The organism is Neobacillus jeddahensis, from assembly GCF_000612625.1.
Taxonomy (GTDB): Bacteria; Bacillota; Bacilli; order Bacillales; family Cytobacillaceae; genus Neobacillus; species Neobacillus jeddahensis.
In genome coordinates, this window is sequence record NZ_CCAS010000005.1 from 130,287 (window position 1) to 149,225 (window position 18,939).

12 protein-coding genes and 3 pseudogenes are annotated in these 18,939 nt (G+C 35.3%); 14 read left to right on the forward strand and 1 reads right to left on the reverse strand.

What is annotated here, in order from left to right:
* Positions 1-2: 2 nt before the first annotated feature.
* A complete protein-coding gene (gene gcvPA, locus TY15_RS04050) occupies positions 3-1,349 on the forward strand; it encodes an aminomethyl-transferring glycine dehydrogenase subunit GcvPA (RefSeq protein ID WP_040208046.1) in 1,347 nt (448 codons plus the stop codon).
* Positions 1,342-2,802 carry an aminomethyl-transferring glycine dehydrogenase subunit GcvPB gene (gene gcvPB, locus TY15_RS04055; RefSeq protein ID WP_040208048.1) on the forward strand — a complete coding sequence of 487 codons (1,461 nt, stop codon included), beginning with the start codon at positions 1,342-1,344 and terminating at the stop codon, positions 2,800-2,802. Before gcvPA ends, gcvPB begins: the two co-directional genes overlap by 8 nt.
* Before the next feature lie 118 nt (positions 2,803-2,920).
* Here gcvPB and TY15_RS04060 read toward each other — a convergent pair whose 3' ends face one another.
* The gene (locus TY15_RS04060; RefSeq protein ID WP_040208049.1) at positions 2,921-3,304 is read right to left on the reverse strand and encodes a rhodanese-like domain-containing protein; all 384 of its coding nucleotides are present in this window, start codon (positions 3,302-3,304) and stop codon (positions 2,921-2,923) included.
* 193 nt (positions 3,305-3,497) lie between these two features.
* Here TY15_RS04060 and TY15_RS04065 point away from each other — a divergent pair, with 193 nt between their 5' ends.
* The 12 genes and pseudogenes from TY15_RS04065 (at position 3,498) to TY15_RS04125 (ending at position 18,684) form a co-directional block, all read left to right on the forward strand.
* Positions 3,498-4,334, forward strand: a complete 837-nt coding sequence (locus tag TY15_RS04065) for a lipoate--protein ligase family protein (RefSeq protein WP_040208051.1) — start codon at positions 3,498-3,500, stop codon at positions 4,332-4,334.
* Positions 4,335-4,659: 325 nt separating this feature from the next.
* A pseudogene (locus tag TY15_RS04070) lies at positions 4,660-6,102 on the forward strand (vitamin B12-dependent ribonucleotide reductase); the annotation flags it as partial.
* 226 nt (positions 6,103-6,328) lie between these two features.
* Positions 6,329-7,264 carry a PDDEXK family nuclease gene (locus TY15_RS04075; RefSeq protein ID WP_040208053.1) on the forward strand — a complete coding sequence of 312 codons (936 nt, stop codon included), beginning with the start codon at positions 6,329-6,331 and terminating at the stop codon, positions 7,262-7,264.
* A gap of 59 nt (positions 7,265-7,323) precedes the next feature.
* Positions 7,324-7,839 (forward strand): annotated as a pseudogene (locus TY15_RS04080) (vitamin B12-dependent ribonucleotide reductase); the annotation flags it as partial.
* Positions 7,840-8,228: 389 nt separating this feature from the next.
* Positions 8,229-8,912 (forward strand): HNH endonuclease, encoded by a 684-nt coding sequence (locus TY15_RS24860; protein WP_081799329.1) that lies wholly within the window; start codon positions 8,229-8,231, stop codon positions 8,910-8,912.
* Between the two features lie 88 nt (positions 8,913-9,000).
* Positions 9,001-9,603 (forward strand): annotated as a pseudogene (locus TY15_RS04095) (hypothetical protein); the annotation flags it as partial.
* Between the two features lie 148 nt (positions 9,604-9,751).
* On the forward strand, positions 9,752-10,591 hold the full coding sequence (locus TY15_RS04100) for a heteromeric transposase endonuclease subunit TnsA (protein WP_040208059.1): 840 nt from the start codon (positions 9,752-9,754) through the stop codon (positions 10,589-10,591).
* Positions 10,588-12,744 (forward strand): Mu transposase C-terminal domain-containing protein, encoded by a 2,157-nt coding sequence (locus TY15_RS04105; RefSeq protein WP_040208060.1) that lies wholly within the window; start codon positions 10,588-10,590, stop codon positions 12,742-12,744. The genes TY15_RS04100 and TY15_RS04105 overlap by 4 nt, the downstream gene beginning before the upstream one ends.
* A complete protein-coding gene (locus TY15_RS04110; protein ID WP_244440878.1) occupies positions 12,728-14,407 on the forward strand; it encodes an ATP-binding protein in 1,680 nt (559 codons plus the stop codon). The genes TY15_RS04105 and TY15_RS04110 overlap by 17 nt, the downstream gene beginning before the upstream one ends.
* 47 nt (positions 14,408-14,454) lie before the next feature.
* Entirely contained in the window at positions 14,455-16,485 is a 2,031-nt protein-coding gene (locus tag TY15_RS04115) for a TnsD family Tn7-like transposition protein (RefSeq protein WP_040208062.1), read from the forward strand.
* 265 nt (positions 16,486-16,750) lie between these two features.
* Positions 16,751-17,038: a hypothetical protein gene (locus TY15_RS04120; protein WP_040208063.1), complete on the forward strand. Its 288-nt coding sequence runs from the start codon at positions 16,751-16,753 to the stop codon at positions 17,036-17,038.
* Positions 17,039-17,064: 26 nt separating this feature from the next.
* Positions 17,065-18,684 (forward strand): MutS-related protein, encoded by a 1,620-nt coding sequence (locus TY15_RS04125; protein ID WP_052353693.1) that lies wholly within the window; start codon positions 17,065-17,067, stop codon positions 18,682-18,684.
* Positions 18,685-18,939: the final 255 nt, after the last annotated feature.

Here is an 18,939-nt window from a genome sequence, read left to right on the forward strand (position 1 = left end):
TTATGAAACATCGTTATTTACCTATGACTGAACAAGACAAGAAGGCAATGCTCGATAAGATTGGTGTTTCTTCTATTGATGAACTATTTAGCGATATCCCGGAAAAGGTTAGGTTTAAGGGAGAATACAACATAAAAGCGGCAAAGTCTGAAACAGCGTTGATGAAGGAACTTTTCACGCTAGCAGATCGCAATGCTGACCTGAAACGAAATGTTTCTTTCCTAGGTGCTGGTGTTTATGATCATTACATACCAGTCATCGTTGATCATGTGATTTCTCGTTCTGAATTTTATACGGCTTATACACCCTATCAGCCAGAAATTTCTCAAGGTGAGCTACAAGCGATTTTTGAATTTCAAACGATGATTTGTGAATTAACAGGCATGGATGTGGCTAACTCTTCAATGTATGATGGGGGTACTGCGCTTGCAGAAGCAGCTATGCTTAGTGCAGGACATACAAAAAAGAAAAAAATAGTTGTGTCAGCTGCTGTTCATCCAGAGTATCGTGAAGTTCTTAAAACATATGCAAAAGGACAGTATCTTGAGGTGGTAGAAGCACCTGTTAAAGATGGTATTACCGATGTTGAGGCATTAAAAAAAATAGTGAATGAAGATGTAGCGGCCGTCATCGTCCAATATCCAAATTTCTTTGGGCGAATTGAGCCGTTACAAGAAGTAGAAGAAATTACTCATACTTATAAGGGAATGTTTGTTGTAAGTAGCAATCCATTATCCCTTGGTATATTAACACCTCCTGGAAAATTTGGTGCAGACATTGTTATTGGTGATGCCCAACCATTCGGGATTCCAACTGCTTTTGGCGGTCCACATTGCGGATATTTTGCGGTAACGAATAAATTAATGAGAAAGGTACCTGGACGTCTTGTCGGTCAGACAGTGGACGATCAGGGGAGACGTGGGTTCGTATTAACCCTCCAGGCTCGTGAACAGCATATTCGCCGTGAAAAAGCGACCTCTAATATTTGTTCTAATCAAGCGCTTAACGCTCTGGCAGCATCCGTTGCGATGACAGCGTTAGGTAAAAAAGGTATTCGTGAAATGGCAGCAGCCAATTTACAAAAAGCATATTATGCAAAAAATACATTTAAAGCAGCTGGGTTTGAGGTCATCTCTGATGGCCATTCCTTCAATGAATTTGTTGTTAAATTAAACAAACCAGTGAAAGAAGTCAATCAGGATTTGTTACAAAAAGGGATTATCGGCGGCTATGATTTAGGACGGGACTATTCAGAGTTGTCCAACCATATGTTGATTGCGGTAACAGAACAAAGAACGAAGGATGAAATCGATACTTTAGTGAAGGAATTGGGGGATCTGCATGCATAATCAAGACCAAGCACTCATTTTTGAATCTAGTACACCCGGTCGAATTGGGTACAGCCTACCGGAAATGGATGTACCGGAATTAGACATCCATTCTCTTCTTCCAGATGGTTATGTACGTGAAGAGGAGCCTAAGCTTCCAGAGGTTTCTGAACTTGATATCATGCGGCACTACACTGCGCTTTCTAAAAGAAACCATGGCCTTGACTCCGGATTTTATCCGTTAGGCTCTTGTACGATGAAATATAATCCAAAAATAAATGAAAATGTCGCTCGTTTTAATGGTTTTGCCCATATCCATCCGTTACAGGATGAAAGCTCTGTCCAAGGGGCGCTCGGGTTATTGTACGATTTGCAACAACATTTAATTGAAATCACTGGGATGGATGAGGTGACATTACAATCAGCAGCCGGGGCTCATGGGGAATGGACAGGATTAATGTTAATCCGTGCTTACCATGAAGCGAATGGGGATTTGAAACGGACGAAGGTGATTGTTCCAGATTCTGCACATGGAACAAACCCTGCCTCCGCAACCATTGCAGGTTTTGAAACCATTACAGTGAAATCAACCGCCAAAGGTCTGGTAGATCTGGAGGATTTAAAACGGGTTGTTGGTGATGATACCGCTGCCCTGATGTTAACGAATCCTAATACGCTTGGATTATTTGAGGAACAAATTCTAGAAATTGCTGAAATTGTTCACGCTGCAGGTGGAAAGCTTTATTATGATGGGGCTAACCTAAATGCTGTATTGTCAAAAGCTCGACCAGGGGATATGGGCTTTGATGTGGTCCATTTAAATCTCCACAAAACATTTACTGGACCACACGGCGGAGGAGGTCCAGGTTCGGGTCCTGTTGGGGTTAAGGAAGATCTAATTCCGTTTTTACCAAAACCAATTATTACAAAGCGTGACAACGAGTATGTGCTTGATTATGACCGCCCACAATCCATTGGCCGTGTAAAGCCGTTTTATGGAAACTTTGGCATAAATGTTCGTGCCTATACCTATATCCGATCAATGGGGCCTGATGGCTTAAAGGCCGTCACGGAGTATGCGGTATTAAATGCCAATTACATGATGAGAAGGTTGGCTGAATATTACGATTTACCATTTGATAAACATTGTAAGCACGAGTTTGTCTTAAGTGGGAAGCGTCAGAAAAAATTAGGGGTGCGAACGCTCGATATTGCGAAACGTTTGCTCGATTTCGGCTACCATCCACCGACCATTTACTTTCCGTTAAATGTTGAAGAGTGTATCATGATTGAACCAACGGAGACTGAATCAAAAGAAACGCTAGATTCCTTCATTGATAAGATGATTCAAATTGCCAAAGAAACAGAGGAGAACCCAGAAATTGTTCAAGAATCGCCTCACACAACGGTTGTTGGTCGATTGGATGAAACCTTGGCAGCCCGTAAACCCGTTTTAAAATATCAAAAAGCTTAATTGACAAAAGGACCAAATGGTCCTTTTTCATTTTTGCGATAAGGCGATAAAACCATCAATCAATAGCTGAATGAATATAAGAAGGGCTCTGGAAAATTCCAGAACCCCAACCCGTCGTTTATTTCTTTGATTTTACTTTACCAGACCATTTTTTAAAACCACCTTGAAGCTGGGTAAGGTCTCTATACCCTTTACGATGTAGAAATTGTGCTGCACGTGAACTACGCATACCGCTTTGACAATATAAGTAAACAGGCATGTCTTTTCTAATTTCATTCATGCGCATTTTCATTTGTGACATTGGAATATTACGTGCTCCTAAAATATGGCCGCCATCAAACTCGTTCGCTTCACGAACATCTATAAGTTGTGCCTTTCTGTATCCCGCACGGAATTCTTCTTCTGTTACCGTTTTAACAATTCTTTTTTGATAGAAAAAAGTAAAAACGGAATAGATGATAACTGCAACAATGATAATTAATAGGGTAATAAGTGAATTCAACTTCTTTTTGCTCCTTTCAAGCTTTCTTGCACTAACGTTAATTATATAAGTCATTCTGATAAAGATAAAGATGAAAAGGAAAAATTCTTTCATTCTTACCAAATTAATTATATCAGAAACAACTCATTTTGAATTCCTATCAGATTTTGGTAGACTAAAAATCGACATATTTTATTATAAATGAGGTTTTTACATGGAAAAAGAAGTATGGCGTTTTATTGATTCAGGTAATGGCTCACCATCGTTTAATATGGCATTGGATGAAGCATTGCTTGATTGGCATAGTGAAGGGAAATTTCCTCCTGTTATTCGCTTCTATGGATGGGCCCCTGCAACCTTATCGGTTGGGTATTTTCAAAAGGTAGAAAAGGAAATTGATATGGAGGCTGTAAACGCGCATCAGTTAGGTTTCGTAAGGAGGCCTACAGGTGGACGTGGCGTACTTCATGACCAAGAACTAACCTACAGCGTTATTGTCTCTGAGGACCATCCTGAAATGCCTAAGACAGTAACGGAAGCCTATCGTGTTATTTCAGAAGGTATTCTCAAAGGTTTTCAGTACTTAGGACTTGAGGCATATTTTGCGGTACCAAAAACAGCGGAGGAAAGAGATGCGTTGAAAAATCCTCGCTCTGCTGTATGCTTTGATGCACCGAGTTGGTATGAATTAGTGGTAGAAGGCAGGAAGGTAGCCGGTAGTGCGCAGACGAGACAAAAGGGTGTCATACTCCAACACGGCTCGATTTTATTGGACATTGATGAAGATAAGTTATTTAGTTTATTTAAGTATCCGAATGAGCGAGTCAAGGAACGAATGAAGAAGGCCTTTAAGAATAAAGCAGTTGCGATGAACGAGATCAGCACGAGAAAAATCACATTAGAAGAAGCAAAAGAGGCATTTTATAAAGGGTTTGCAGATGGATTGAATATTGAACTGAAACCCTATCAACTAACAGAGGCAGAACTTGCTTATGTTGATAAAATTGCTAAAGAGCGATATGAAAGTGATGAATGGAATTTTAAAAGATAGGTGAAGCGGCGATTGCCGCTTTTTTCTTTTAGTACTTATTTTAATAAGAGGCAAGTCGCGAATATTGTTAAATTTTCCTGTTATTTGACGAAATATAGGTAAAAGCTTTTATTTTCTACTGAATCTATTTATTTTCGTGTTTGACAAATATATTTTTATTTGCTCAAAATACAATATGTAGTAGTGTCGAAAATATTTCCGGTACTATATGTTGATTTTTTCTGATTAACTATGTTAACGTATGTTTATTAACACCTCAAGATATAGCATAGCTTACTAGAATCTAACACAAGATGGAGATCTTATTTTTAAAGGAGTTGTTCTCATGTCTGTAGTTTTTAGACAAAAAATGAATATTGATTTTGAAAGGTTGAATGAGGATATCCGCTTATTCCCCCAAGTGCATCCGGTTACCCCAGATATGAAACTAACTCATAAGGGTGTATCAAGATTGGTTATGTTGGATCGATACACTTTCAAAGACACAGCAAAAATTACCCTCACAGAAGGCGACTTTGTTGTTTTAACCATTAAAGAAGATCCGAAGTTCCCAGCACGAGGACTTGGCATCATAAAGGAAATTGATTGGGAAAATAAAAAGGCAAAGGTTTTGGTTGACGAGGAATTTAGAGGTGTACTTGATGATCCGGAAGAGGGAAGAACAGGAGAAATTATCCGTTCCTTAGATATCATTGAGAAGCCGCTAGAACTCTTCTACGAGCAAATAGCCAAGCGGAATGCTACAGGCTTAGCTTCGGTCGAAGAAACGGAAGAGAAGCGAATTAAGTGGACTGAGAGGTTTTATCAAGAGCTTGTTAATTTAAACTTTATTCCGGCTGGACGGGTTCTTTATGGTGCAGGTGCAAATACGGATGTGACTTACTTCAATTGTTACGTCATGCCATTTGTTCCGGATTCTCGTGAAGGCATTTCAGATCATCGGAAACAAGTGATGGAGATTATGAGCCGTGGTGGCGGTGTTGGTACAAATGGATCAACTCTTAGACCACGAAATACTTTGGCAAGAGGCGTAAATGGGAAATCATCTGGTTCGGTTTCATGGCTGGATGATATTGCGAAGTTAACGCATTTGGTTGAACAAGGTGGAAGTCGCAGGGGTGCTCAGATGATCATGTTATCTGATTGGCATCCAGACATTATTGAATTTATTATTTCAAAAATGCAGAATCCGAGAATTTTACGATTCTTAATAGAAAATACAAAAGATGAAATGATTAAAAAACATGCACAGGATAAGCTCAAATTTACTCCATTAACATTACAAGAGACGGCAATGTACCAGGGAATTGTGAATTATAAGGATATACCTGGAACTGGTGGTTTTGATGAACAAATCATTGAACATGCTGAAGAAAAGTTACTTGTAGGTGGAAATTACACCGTTCATAACTCTGAATTCTTAACTGGAGCTAACATTTCCGTTTGCTTGACGAAAGAGTTTATGGAAGCAGTAGAAAAAGATAGTGATTATGAGCTCCGCTTCCCTTATGTAGAGCACTATAATCAAGAAGAAATGAAGATTTATAATGAAGAATGGCATAAGATCGGCGATGTAAGAGAGTGGGAAAAGAAGGGTCACAAGGTTCGTGTGTATAAAAAAATTAAAGCAAAAGAACTTTGGAACTTAATTAATATTTGTGCCACCTACTCAGCAGAACCAGGAATATTTTTCATTGATAATGCTAACGACATGACTAATGCAAAAGCGTATGGACAACAAGTTGTGGCAACAAATCCGTGTGGTAAAGTGGCTTAGTTTGCCTCACGTTAAAAATTGCGGAATAAAGCGGGAACCCTGAGAACTGGGAATCCGAACCGAAGGCTAGATGTAAAAATCTAGTCAGGGGCAACGCATACGAAGTGAACCTGCATTAGCAGAATATAATCTTCGCACGAGGCCGCAACATTACTCACACCGATAAAATACTACATTCATACCTAGAATTAGAGGATTTACTTTGGAGTGATGGAAAATGAACAGAGGATATGCAGGCTTTTATAAAGGACATTATTTAAGAAGTTCCTATGAATATGCATATGCCAAATACCTGGACTATCATTCCATTCAGTGGGGTTATGAAGATACCGTGTTTGAACTCGGATATAAAATGTATAAACCAGATTTTTTCTTCTATGATCAAAATAATATACTTGAAAAAATAGTGGAAATAAAATCAAGGGATAAAGAGGCTAAGGACAATGCAAGGCAAGCTTTAAAGACCATTGAATATAAATATAATATAAAGTGTGAACTAATTTCTTATGAAGAATTACTTGAGATTTATAAGGATTTGCCATTCTCATTAACATCAACTATTAATGAATGGATTAATTCCCAAAATACAACTATAAGTAAGGCTGCATATGGGGAACTAAATGGGCATTATAATCTTAAGCACAGTGAGACTTCAAAAAAAAGAATAGGTAAGCATACAAAAGATTTATGGGCTTCTGATAGTATTACAAAACAGAGAATGCTTGAGGGATTAAGGAAATCTGGATTGGTTCAAAAAGGTAAATTAAAAAAACCGAGAGAAAACAGAAAATGTGTTGAATGCGGGCAAGAATTTATTGTAATAAAAACATCCCCTCAAAAGTTTTGTAGTCAATCCTGTGCAGGGAAAGTTGCCATAAAATGTGCTACAGAAACATATGTTGAAAAACGATATCGAATTCATGAATTAATCAAGAAATATATAATTAAATGGTCAAAAGAAAACAAAGAAATTGTCCTTTCTACTCCTTTCAACAAAATAAAAACCACTATAAAACCATTAACTTCTCAGATCCAAAAAGAGTTTGGGGTGAAAGATTTTAGAGTCATATCAAAAGCTGTATTTGGAGAAGATCTTGGAAGAAAAGAACTGTTAAAATTTATGCAAAAAGTGTGTAATGAAAAGATATGCTGAACTAACGGGAAATCAACCGTTAGAACTAGGGGATAAAAAGCCTTTAGGATAACAAACTGGAACAACCACTTGCACCATTTTCAGTGTGCAATCTTGCAGCTGTGAATCTCGCGGAGATGGCTGATAAAGAAACAAAAACAGTTGATTTTGAAAAGTTAAAACAAACAGTAGCTGTGGGAGTAAGGATGCAGGACAACGTTATCAATGCGACCCCTTACTTCCTAGAAGAAAATAAAAAACAGGCACTTGGTGAGCGCCGTGTAGGCCTTGGCGTAATGGGCTTACATGATCTGCTTATTTATTGTGAAACAGAGTATGGTTCACTTGAAGGAAATCAACTTGTAGACCAAGTATTTGAAACAATCGCTACTACTGCTTATAGAACTTCTGTTGAATTAGCAACAGAGAAGGGAAGCTTCCCATTTTTAACTGGTGAAACGAATGAAGAAACCAATCGATTAAGACACGCTTTTATAAACACAGGTTTTATGAAAAAAATGCCTGATGATATCCGTGAAACTATTTTAGTAAAAGGAATAAGGAATTCTCATTTGCTAACCGTTGCCCCAACGGGTAAAGATATTGCCCCCAGTGTTCGTAAGAGTGCTGCGTAAACTTAGCTATATGCGGGAAACCCTGGAGTATCTCTTACTACCTTGTCTTGCCAACAATTAATAGGTAAAAAGGTAAGAATGTTGGCGAAAGCCTACCAGACAATCCGCAGGGAAGTCGTGGCTGACCCCTCAACGACTACATGCTGAGCAACCATATTAGTTGCAGGAACGTTTGTTCTCTTTTATAATAATAAAAAAGGAGACAAAGGAGAATTACTGTGATTAAACAATGTCTTAATTGTAGTAAGGATATTATTGTAAAACCAAGTCATTTTGACAGAAAGAAATTTTGTTCTCGTAATTGTAAGATCATATTTCACAGAAATCAGCCTCCAGACTTCTGAAAGGAAATGTCTAAGAAGAGAGAGGTAAACTGTAGTTTCTGTGGAAAAACAATAATTCGTAAACCGTCAGAGATATTTAATACCAACTTTTGTAACCATAAATGTAAGCAAGCTTACCAAATTCAAAACGGACATCTAATTAATCAACATTTAAGAAAGCAGGTTGTGATTAGTTGTGCTAATTGTGGGCGAAAATTTAGTGTTCCTAAGAATAGAGAAAAAACAGCTAAATATTGCTCCAAAGGTTGTCTGGGAAAAGCTAATGGTAGAAGAGGAAAAATACAATATAAAAATCAAATCCACGTCACATGTACTAATTGTGGAAAAGATTTTGAAAAAAAACCTTCTACTCTACGAACGCTTAATTTTTGCTCAGTAACGTGTATGGGCAAATATTACAGTGATAGTAAGATGTTTTCTGGTGAAAAAAGTGGTACTTGGAACGGTGGAGATATTGGCTATTATGGTCCAAATTGGCTAAGCCAAAGAAGATTAGCTAGAGAACGAGATCGGTTTACCTGTCAAAACTGTGGAATAACTGAGGCACAATATGGTAAGGAATTATCAGTTCACCATATTATTCCCTTTCGTAGTTTTAATGGAGACTGGGAAAAGGCAAATGAATTGTTAAACCTTATTTGTCTCTGTGAATATCCTTGTCATCGAAAAAGACATTCAAAAAATGGTTGATGATATAGTCTGACCCATATGGCGACATATGGAGCGGGTACTGATAATCCCGCCCTCAATAAAATCCTTATTGAGAGTAACAAACGTGAGTACTGGGACAATGGTTGGCGTCTCCACAGGATTAGAGCCTTATTTCTCATTTTCTTATTTTAGAAGTGGACGTCTTGGTAAATTTATCGAAGTAAAAGCGGATATCGTCCAAGAATATTTAGACCAACATCCTGAAGCAGATCCAGAGAATCTGCCAAAATGGTTTGTTGCGGCAATGGAGCTTGCGCCTGAGGCTCATGCTGATGTCCAATGTGTTATCCAGCGTTGGATAGATAGTTCTATAAGTAAAACTGTTAATGCGCCAAAAGGATACAGTGTAGAACAAGTAGAAAAGGTATATGAACGTCTTTACCGTGGTGGTGCAAAAGGCGGTACCGTTTATGTGGATGGCTCCCGTGATTCGCAGGTACTAACTCTAAAGGCAGAAGATAATACAAATGAACAATTATCAATGTTTGAAGAAAAACCAAAACAGCATGTTGTTTTGGTTGATACTATCAGTGACCTTCGTTCAACAGACGTAACGATCGGTTCAGAGGTTGGAAATACATGCCCTGTATGCCGAAAAGGAAAAGTAAAAGAAATTGGCGGCTGTAATACATGTACCAACTGTAATGCTCAATTAAAGTGTGGTTTATAAAAAATGGTTTATAAAGGGCATTGTAACTTTGAAATAAAGTTATACCGTTTGTAAAAAAGACGTACTGTTTGAAATAAAGTTATACTGTTTATAAAAAAGTTGCACTGTCTAACCCCTTTGGATAAAATTGTCTAAAGGGGTGTTTTTTATGTCAAAAAGAACAAGAACATCTAAATTTGATAAATGGATTAAAGAAGGTCGTGGCTCCGGGCAAGGTTCAAATTATAAACCTTGGTTGAATATTCAAGACGTTTCTTCATTAGGTCGCTCAACTCGATTGAAAGGAATAAAAACAGGAAGGCAACACGAATTTTTGTCTGATTTAGAACGAAACTATTTTTATTTAACTGAATACTCAGATTTTGTTTTAGATATAAGAGAGCAATTTCCCTTATTACCGTTGGAAGAAACAATTGTTATTGCGCAAGAGTTAGGTATTAAACATCCTACAGATCCCAAAACGAATGAACCAATTGTGATGACAACGGATTTTTTATTAACGCTGGATAAAGGACAAGGTGTGTTTGAGGTAGCCCGAACAATTAAGATGAAAGATGAATTATTAAAAGAACGAGTCCTTGAAAAGTTTGAAATTGAAAGAGAGTATTGGCAGCGAAGAGATATTGATTGGGGCATTGTTACTGAAGAAGAGATTTCGAAAACGATGGCTCGTAATATTAGTTATGTGCATGATTATTATAATGTTAGAGATTATGATGTCTTCCGAGAAATGAGCGAGCAACATATTGAAGATTTAGCAATTTCTTTAATACAAAGGCTATTAAACAAAAATAGTAGTTTTAGAGCAATTGCGAATGAGTTTGATATTGATACTCATTTGCCTTTCGGTAGTGGAGTAACGTTATTTTATCATTTGCTGGCCCAAAAAATCATTCGAATTAATATGGAAGAAACTTTGAATTTAGAACAACCAATTACAATTCAGTCTATTGATGAGAATAGATTGAAGCAGGTGATAAACGGATGATTTATATTAACCAAGTCCTTCAATATGTAAAAGATTCTAAACGAATGCGGGTAATTGAAATACAAGAATCATATGTTTATATAGTTGATATTGATGCACATACATCAATGCCTAAGAAGATGCTTTATGCCACATTGGTTACAGAAATAGAACAGAAAGTATTATTAGCGATAGCTGATCCATTTGCTAGAGTAATAATCGATGAAGATTTGACAGCGGTACAGATTCAAAAGCGTGAAGAGGATTGGCGCACAATTCAACAATCCTTTTTCCCTTTTATGGAAGAGTTACTACAAAAACATGGAAGAGAATTTAAGATAAAAGCTATTGCAAAACAACTAGAAGTTACACCAACAAAAGTAAAGAAGCTTCTTAGCCGCTATTGGCAGCGTGGTATGAATAAAAATGCTATGCTCCCTGATTATATAAACTCAGGTGGTAGAGGAAAAGAAAAATCTTTATCGAAAGAAAAAGCTGGTCGACCAAGAAGAGTAACTGTTAGTGGCGAATATCAAACAGGTATTAATATCACAGAAGAAGTGAAGCTGCAGTTTGAGCATTCAATTGACAAGTATTACCGGAAAACAAATAATTATTCTTTAAAGGATGTTTATCATTTTATTTTACGTGATTTTTATTCAGACCGTTATAAAGAAAATGGTGAAATGAAATATCGTGTTTGGGATGCTAATCGGATACCCTCTTACCATCAGTTTTACTATTGGTTTAAGAAATTTGAAGACCCAAAAAAGGATATTCAATTTCGTCAAAGTGCCAAGGAATTTGAATTGAAAAGTCGTCCCCTTGTAAGCAATTCAAAATCAGAAACAAATGGTCCAGGTACTCGCTTTCAAATTGACGCTACGATTGCTGATATTTATTTGGTAAGCTCACTTGATATAAATAGAATCATTGGTCGCCCCGTTATTTATGCTGTACTGGATGTCTACTCTCGAATAATAACAGGTTTATATGTTGGTTTAGAAGGACCTTCATGGTTAGGTGCAATGATGGCATTAGATAATATGGCTGCTGATAAGGTAGATTTTTGTAAGAAATACAATATTGATATTGAAGAAGGACAATGGCCAACACATCACTTGCCTGAAATCATTATTGCTGACCGCGGGGAATTTGAGGGCTATTCCGTAGAAAACTTAATTAATAATTTAAATATTAAAATTGAAAATACAACGGCCTATCGTGGTGACTTAAAAGGGATTGTTGAACGTAAATTTCGTACACTGAATGGAAAAGTGAAACAAAAAGCACCCGGAGCTATTCAAAAGGAATATCGTGAGCGTGGAGATCGAGACTATCGCTTAGATGCAACGTTAAATCTTAGAGAATTTACAGCAATTATTATTACATTAGTATTACATCACAATCATAAAATTATTGAAAAATATCCAATGGAAAAAGAAATGATTGCTGATAATATTGTGCCTACACCGATTAACCTTTGGAATTGGGGAATCAAAAATCGAAAAGGTAGATTAAGAACGGTTGATCGAACTATTTTGCGATTAAATGTTTTACCGCGAGGAAATGCAACGATTTCTAGAGCAGGTATAAAGTTTAAGAATTTATTTTATGGTTCAAGACAGGCATTAGAAGAACAATGGTACCTAAAGTTTAAAAATAAAAGTATTGAAATCGTTTATGATCCTCGTAATGTAGAAAAAATTTATATTCCACATGATGGTGGTATGGATTTTGAAACCTGTAGCTTACTTGAACCAAGTTTTCAATATAAACAAGACTTTATAGAGGAAATTATTTTCCAACAACAATTAAGAAGTGAACTTGAGGAAATTGAACGCTCAAAACAAGTGCAACTCACCATTAATACTGAAGCAATGCTTGAAGATATCATAACTAAAGCTAAAAATAAGAAAAAGCAATTACAACATCAATCGACAAGTAAAAAAGAAGAGCTAGCATCTATTAGAGATAACAAGGCTATTGAAAAAGAGCTTAATCGTCAAGTTGAGCAATTTGATTTAGAGTCTGAACAATTCGATCAGAAAGCATCAGTAATAGACTTTGCAACAAAAGAAAAAGTTGAAGAAGAAACACCGAAAAAATCTTCCTCACGTTTAATGGATAAATTACGAAAGAAGCGAGATGAGGAATATGGAAAAAATAAATAACCTAGTATTAAAAGGTGATTTAGAGGAAGCAAATTATAAGGAACAAGCTTTGTCTGATTATTGCAATAATCCCTTTATTGAAGCCCTTCCCCCAATATTTACTGAAGATGATGTATTGGAACGATTTATGGTCACACCACGTATATCTGAACAAGATAAACAAAGCGAGGCAAACATTCGTTACCATGTATTGAAACGAATTAAAAATTTTATTCAACCATTGCCCATTCATTTTGAAGTTGAACGTAAATTATCCACTTTAATTCGTAGAGGATATTTAGCACGTAATCCTTTAGATAAATCTTTTTTAGAACGTATCCGGGTTTTGCACGAGCTACGTGAAGATGAAGAAGGGGCTCATCGATATATCGATGAGCGGCTGAACTATATACGTTCAACAGCTGATAGTGTAGCGATTATTGGTATATCTGGTATAGGTAAAACAACTGCAATTGAACGTTTGCTATCAATGTATCCGCAAGTCATTAAGCATCAACTATACAAAGGTCAACTTTTTAACCGTACTCAAATTGTTTGGTTGAAAATAGACTGCCCTTATGACGGAAGCTTAGCCACATTATGCAAAAGTTTCTTTAAAGCAATTGATGATTTACTAGGTACACACTATCTGGAGAAGTTTGGGTATTTCAATCGAATGACATCAACAATGTTATTGTATATGACTTCACTCGCGAGTTTGTATGGTATTGGTGTGTTGGTGATTGACGAAATTCAGCATCTTATAAATTCAAAAAATGAGCAAGAGGAAATGTTGAACTTCTTTGTTACATTGTCTAATACAGTAGGTATCCCAACGGTATTAATTGGTACCTCGAAGGCACAACTATTATTTAAAGGAAACTTCCGCCAAGCACGTCGGGCAGCAAGTGATGGATCTATTATTTGGGACCGAATGGCAGAAAACAGCGAGGAATGGGAATTTTTCTTAGAAACACTTTGGAATATGCAATGTTTAAAAGAACACTCGGAACTGACTGACGAGCTTAAAAAAGCTTTTTATGAAGAGTGTCAAGGCATTACTGCAGTGGCTGTGAATTTATTTATTCTTGCACAAGAACGAGTATTATTTGATGAAAAGAATTCAGATGAAAAAATAACTCCGCAGGTTCTAAGGCAAACAGCAAAGGTAGATATGAAAATTATACAACCAATGCTCAATGCTATTCGTAAAAACAATTTAAAGGCGATGTATAAATATGAGGATATTATGATTAATCTTGACGACTTAATGATTAATCATAAGAAAGGCACTGAATACGAAGGTAAAATCAAAGATGCGATGAAAGAGCGTTTAAACACATTGGATTACAAGCGCCGAGATACGATTGAGAATCTAAGTGTTGAATTAGCTGCTTTGGGGATTTTTACTGCATTGGATGCAAATGTTCTACGTAATTTAGTCACAAAAGCTGTTGAAAAAAATCCGGTGGATACCGAATACAATCAATTGAAATTGCATGTAATTCAGCAGGCGATGGAATTGAATCAAAAAAAACTTTCAAAGGTTGTTTTAAAAGAAAAACAAGTAGTCAATTTGCCGTTATTAGCTTTAAGGGAAAAAGCTTTAGCAAAGAAAAAACATCCGTATGTTTATCTAAAACAAAATAACTTTATACCAGAACCAATGAGTGAACTATTCTGATCTTAAATTGCTAATTTTACTAGATATTTAAAAGTGTGGTGATTTATTTGCTCCCGTTTTTTACTGATCCTTATCCGGATGAATTGATTTATTCCGCTATAAGCCGGTATCATTTTTATAATGGTAATATCAACTTTGTAGAAACATTAGAGGAATTATTCCAAAGTCGAAGTATTTTACCGAGTATAGAGTTTGGTAGTCATTTTTCTAACTTGATACAAAATTTAGGAAATAATTATTCAGTTGAGAGCCTATTAGCTAATAATACTATATACCCTTATTTCGCTCTATTTATTACCATTGAGCGTCAAAAGAAAGTGTTGGAAGATGTACGCACAAATGGACAAGGTATACATGGTAGATTGGGAATTTCCGGTGGTAAAATTAGTAGAAAACAAGGGTTATATTATTGTTCAGAGTGTGCCAACAACGATATTAAAATATACAGTGAACCATATGTTCACCGCGAGCATCAGCTCCAAGGTATTGATTATTGCCCTCACCATGAATTGATGCTAAAGAAGTACCCTGTTGATTATACAGAATTTAGCAGACATGGGTATATAAGATTTGATGAAAGACTAATGAATTCATCAAGTTTAAAGGAAACTGAATCCAGTGAATTCAAAGAGGTACAAGTTAAGTTAGCCAAAATGGCTTATCGATTACTTCAAGTACCAATCAACCAATTTAACATCGAAAAAGTCTTTCAAAAGTATAGGACGCTCTTGAGGGAAAATAATTGGTTAATGACAAATACTAGACTAAAAAGAGAAGAACTTTTTAGAGCCTTTATTTCAAAGTTTCCACAAGGTTTTTTAGAAAAGTATGAGTCACCAGTAAAAATTGATGGACAAAATCAATGGTTGCAAATAGCGCTTACTAATTTTTTGAGAAATAGTGTACATCCATTTCGTCATTTGCTTTTACTGTATTTCTTCGATCAAGATATAGACTCATTTTTAGAAATAAAAGAAGATGATGGTCCATTCGGGAGTGGACCGTGGCCTTGTTTGAATAAAGCTGCCAAGCATTATAAAGTTTTGGTAATATCGGAGGTAGAAATAAAAACTAGAGATAAAGTTCTAATAGGAAAATTTTCATGTTCATGTGGTTTTGAATATACAAGGATAGGACCAGACAAGAGTGAGGAAGGTAAGTGGCGTAAAAGTCGAATATTAGCCTATGGAAAAGCGTGGGAAGAGAAGTTTGAAAAGTTAGTATCTTTGAATGTAAGTCGTGAAAAAATTGCATTAGAGCTAGATGTAAGTCCAAAGACAATTTATAATCGAATTGCTATTAAAGCAACATCCCCAGAACTCACTGAAAAATATCGTGCAGATTTATTAGAGTGGAGAGAGAAATTCCCGAATGCTAATCGAAAGCAATTTCAGACGAAGTTAAAGAAAAATTTTACTTACTTATATAATCATGATAGAGAATGGCTTGATGCCAATTTTCCTTCTAAACGTAAAACCTTGCATACACCAAAGAATCCCAATATTACTTTAAAAAGTAATACTAAAAATCGTATTGAATACTATCGTTCCTTGTTATTAGATGCTATAAAGGAATGCCCTGACGTCACAAGAACGCAGTTGGAGAGAAAATTCTATACAGCATATCGTTATTTATATATAAATGATAAGGAATGGTTCGATGCTAATTTACCTCAGAAACGTCAAGCAACAACGATAACAAATGCAACTGACTGGAATAAGCGCGATCAAGAATATTATCAAAAGATAAAAGAAGTTTATCCTGAATTAAAAACATTAGAAAAGCCAGTTAGAATTACAGGTAAGCTATTTAGTAAACGATTAAATATATTCAACCTCTCAATCAAAAGTTATGTGGAAAAATTGCCAAAGACTAACGAATTACTTAATGAAATTTCAGAAACTGTTCAAGAGTTTCAAATTCGGCGTTGTTGTATAGTCATAGACAAAATGTTAGAAGAAGAAAATTGCGTGAGGTTTGAGAAATTAAGGGAATCCTGTGCGATAGAATCCAAGAATTTCAAAAAAATAAAACCTTATTTAGAAGAATACATTAGAAAGAAGCAGAAAAACATATAAAATAAAAAGGATGTTATAGTGCGGCCCTAATTAGATTAAACTTTGTTCGCTAATAGAGCCAGATTTATGTAGGAATACACTTTTTAAATTAAATGAACATTTATGAGATATTTGATTCGTTTTTTACTTTGAACAGTCAAAAATCATACTATATTTAATGGTAGTTTAGTAGGAAAAACATGTGTATTTTGGATAATTATATTTCTGAAAATATTGAATGATTTATTGGAATTTATGTTATTATATTCCATAAGGATGTGTATAAATGGAGTTACTAACACCAGACACTTTATTTTATATATCAATTTTCATATTTACAGCTTTCTTTTTGAATGCTGCTCTTATTCTTTCTGAATACCATGTAAACAAACACGTTGGTTTACAACAAAAAGATATGTGCATTGTGCAAAATGTCAATGCTAATCATTTACAAAATAATGGTTTGACACCATATGTGTATTATAAATATAAACTAGTATGTTCAGTGTATCGAAAAGAATCTAAAGGTGAGCAAGATGATGAAGGTCCACATTTCCCAATGTTTTTTATTTAAAATAAAAAAACATTGGGGGAGTATGTATGTTTTACATTTACGCAATCATCGCTATTTCGGGAGTAACTGTTCTATATAATATATATAGTGCCTATCGAAAGAAAAACTTGGTGTTAAAATTATGGGATAATAATAATAAATTAGATTATCCAATAAATTATCTTGGAACGTTTAAATATTTTTTTGAAAATGCAAAAGGAAGTTCCAAGGATGAATATGGTGTCGATGATATTACTTGGAATGACCTAAACATGAGTAAAATATTTGAAAAAGTAAATTATACCTTTACTTCAGTCGGGGAAGAAATGTTGTATTACAGATTAAAAAAGGCTCATGAAAAACATTTATTTTATGAAGAAATAATAGAGAGAATCACTAGAGATAGGCAATACAGAAGTAAATTATCACTGATTTTAGCAAAATTAGGTAAAGCAGCCCATGCAGACTCATCCAAATATATTTTTGGTAACCCTGATTTCAATTTCAGGAAAATCTATTTCGTTCTCAGTGTCCTACCTATTGTGGGACTGCTCACTATGTTTATTTCAGTCCAACTTGGTTTTTCGATATTCATAATAAGCGTGCTAGTAAATACAACACTATTTTATCTAAACCGTTCTAAGAATGAGGTAGAGTATGAAAGTTTATTTTATTGTTTAAATATTATTTTAACATCTAGGAAATTAGCAAAACTAAATAATGATGTTGATTTTTTAAAAAGAACAAATAAATTAAAAAAAGCGCCTTTTATTGGCGTATTCCTGTTACAAGACGATGCCAGCGGGAGCAACTTAGTCCTTCAACTATTTACATTATGTAAATCTATATTTTTAATTGATTACTTTATCTTCCATTACATCGTGAATATTTTAAGTAGTAATAATGAAATATATGAATTGGCATGGAGGAAATTAGGGGATATTGACTGTTGCTATTCCATCGCATTATGGAGGAAGATACTGCCATTTTATTGCTTACCTAAATACAGTCATAATAACTCCCTAATCATCCAAAAAGCATACCATCCTTTATTAAATAAACCAGTGGGAAATGACTTTTACTTCGATAAAAATATTCTTCTTACCGGCTCCAACGCTTCGGGGAAGTCTACATTTATCAAAACGATTGCAATTAATATCATTTTATCACAGGCTTTAAACACCAGTACCAGTAGGGAGATCACTTTAAAACGAGGATTAGTTTATTCCTCTATGGCCATGTCCGATGATATTGAAAAAGGGCAAAGTTATTTTCTGAGTGAAATTTACGCTCTAAAGAGAATATTTGATATAAGAGATGCCAATAAAGACAAATTCATGTACTTTTTTATTGATGAAGTTTTTAAAGGGACAAATACAATCGAGCGGGTTGCCGCTGCTGAATCAGTTTTAAATTATTTAAGTGATTGTAATGAAACGCGAATTATGGCAGCAACTCATGATCTGGAACTAACTGATATCTTATCAACAAAGTACGATAATTATCATTTTAGAGAACGTATTATAAATGATGAAATTATTTTCGACTATCTAATTAAGGCAGGTCCTTCTAAAACAAAAAATGCAATTGAATTATTGCGGATCACGAAATTTCCCGAACAAGTGTATCTTCAAGCGTTACGTAATTCCAAGGAATTTATTGGTTAGAGTTACATGGTAAAGAGCGCAATTGTTGAAGATTACACCTAGAAAATGATCAAACTTTTTTATAAAAATTGTATAATACTTCACAAAGAAAGAATTCGTTTTGATCAATCTTTTTTTCAAAATGGATTCTTTTTTATAGTGCAAAATGCGGGTTTGTGAGGTTTTTTTGATCAAACTTTATTTTAAAGCTACAGGCATCGGGAAACCGATGCCTTAGACTGTAGACAAACTCGAAAATTTTCGAGTTTGCCTACA

What these genes read in the sequence shown, in the direction of transcription:
- TY15_RS04075 (WP_040208053.1), top strand. Translation starts at nt 6,329, where the DNA reads ATGAACAGAGGATATGCAGGCTTTTATAAAGGACATTATTTAAGAAGT.
- TY15_RS24860 (WP_081799329.1), top strand. Translation starts at nt 8,229, where the DNA reads ATGTCTAAGAAGAGAGAGGTAAACTGTAGTTTCTGTGGAAAAACAATA.
- TY15_RS04065 (WP_040208051.1), top strand. Translation starts at nt 3,498, where the DNA reads ATGGAAAAAGAAGTATGGCGTTTTATTGATTCAGGTAATGGCTCACCA.
- TY15_RS04120 (WP_040208063.1), top strand. Translation starts at nt 16,751, where the DNA reads ATGGAGTTACTAACACCAGACACTTTATTTTATATATCAATTTTCATA.
- TY15_RS04110 (WP_244440878.1), top strand. Translation starts at nt 12,728, where the DNA reads ATGGAAAAAATAAATAACCTAGTATTAAAAGGTGATTTAGAGGAAGCA.
- TY15_RS04125 (WP_052353693.1), top strand. Translation starts at nt 17,065, where the DNA reads ATGTTTTACATTTACGCAATCATCGCTATTTCGGGAGTAACTGTTCTA.
- TY15_RS04105 (WP_040208060.1), top strand. Translation starts at nt 10,588, where the DNA reads ATGATTTATATTAACCAAGTCCTTCAATATGTAAAAGATTCTAAACGA.
- TY15_RS04100 (WP_040208059.1), top strand. Translation starts at nt 9,752, where the DNA reads ATGTCAAAAAGAACAAGAACATCTAAATTTGATAAATGGATTAAAGAA.
- gcvPB (WP_040208048.1), top strand. Translation starts at nt 1,342, where the DNA reads ATGCATAATCAAGACCAAGCACTCATTTTTGAATCTAGTACACCCGGT.
- gcvPA (WP_040208046.1), top strand. Translation starts at nt 3, where the DNA reads ATGAAACATCGTTATTTACCTATGACTGAACAAGACAAGAAGGCAATG.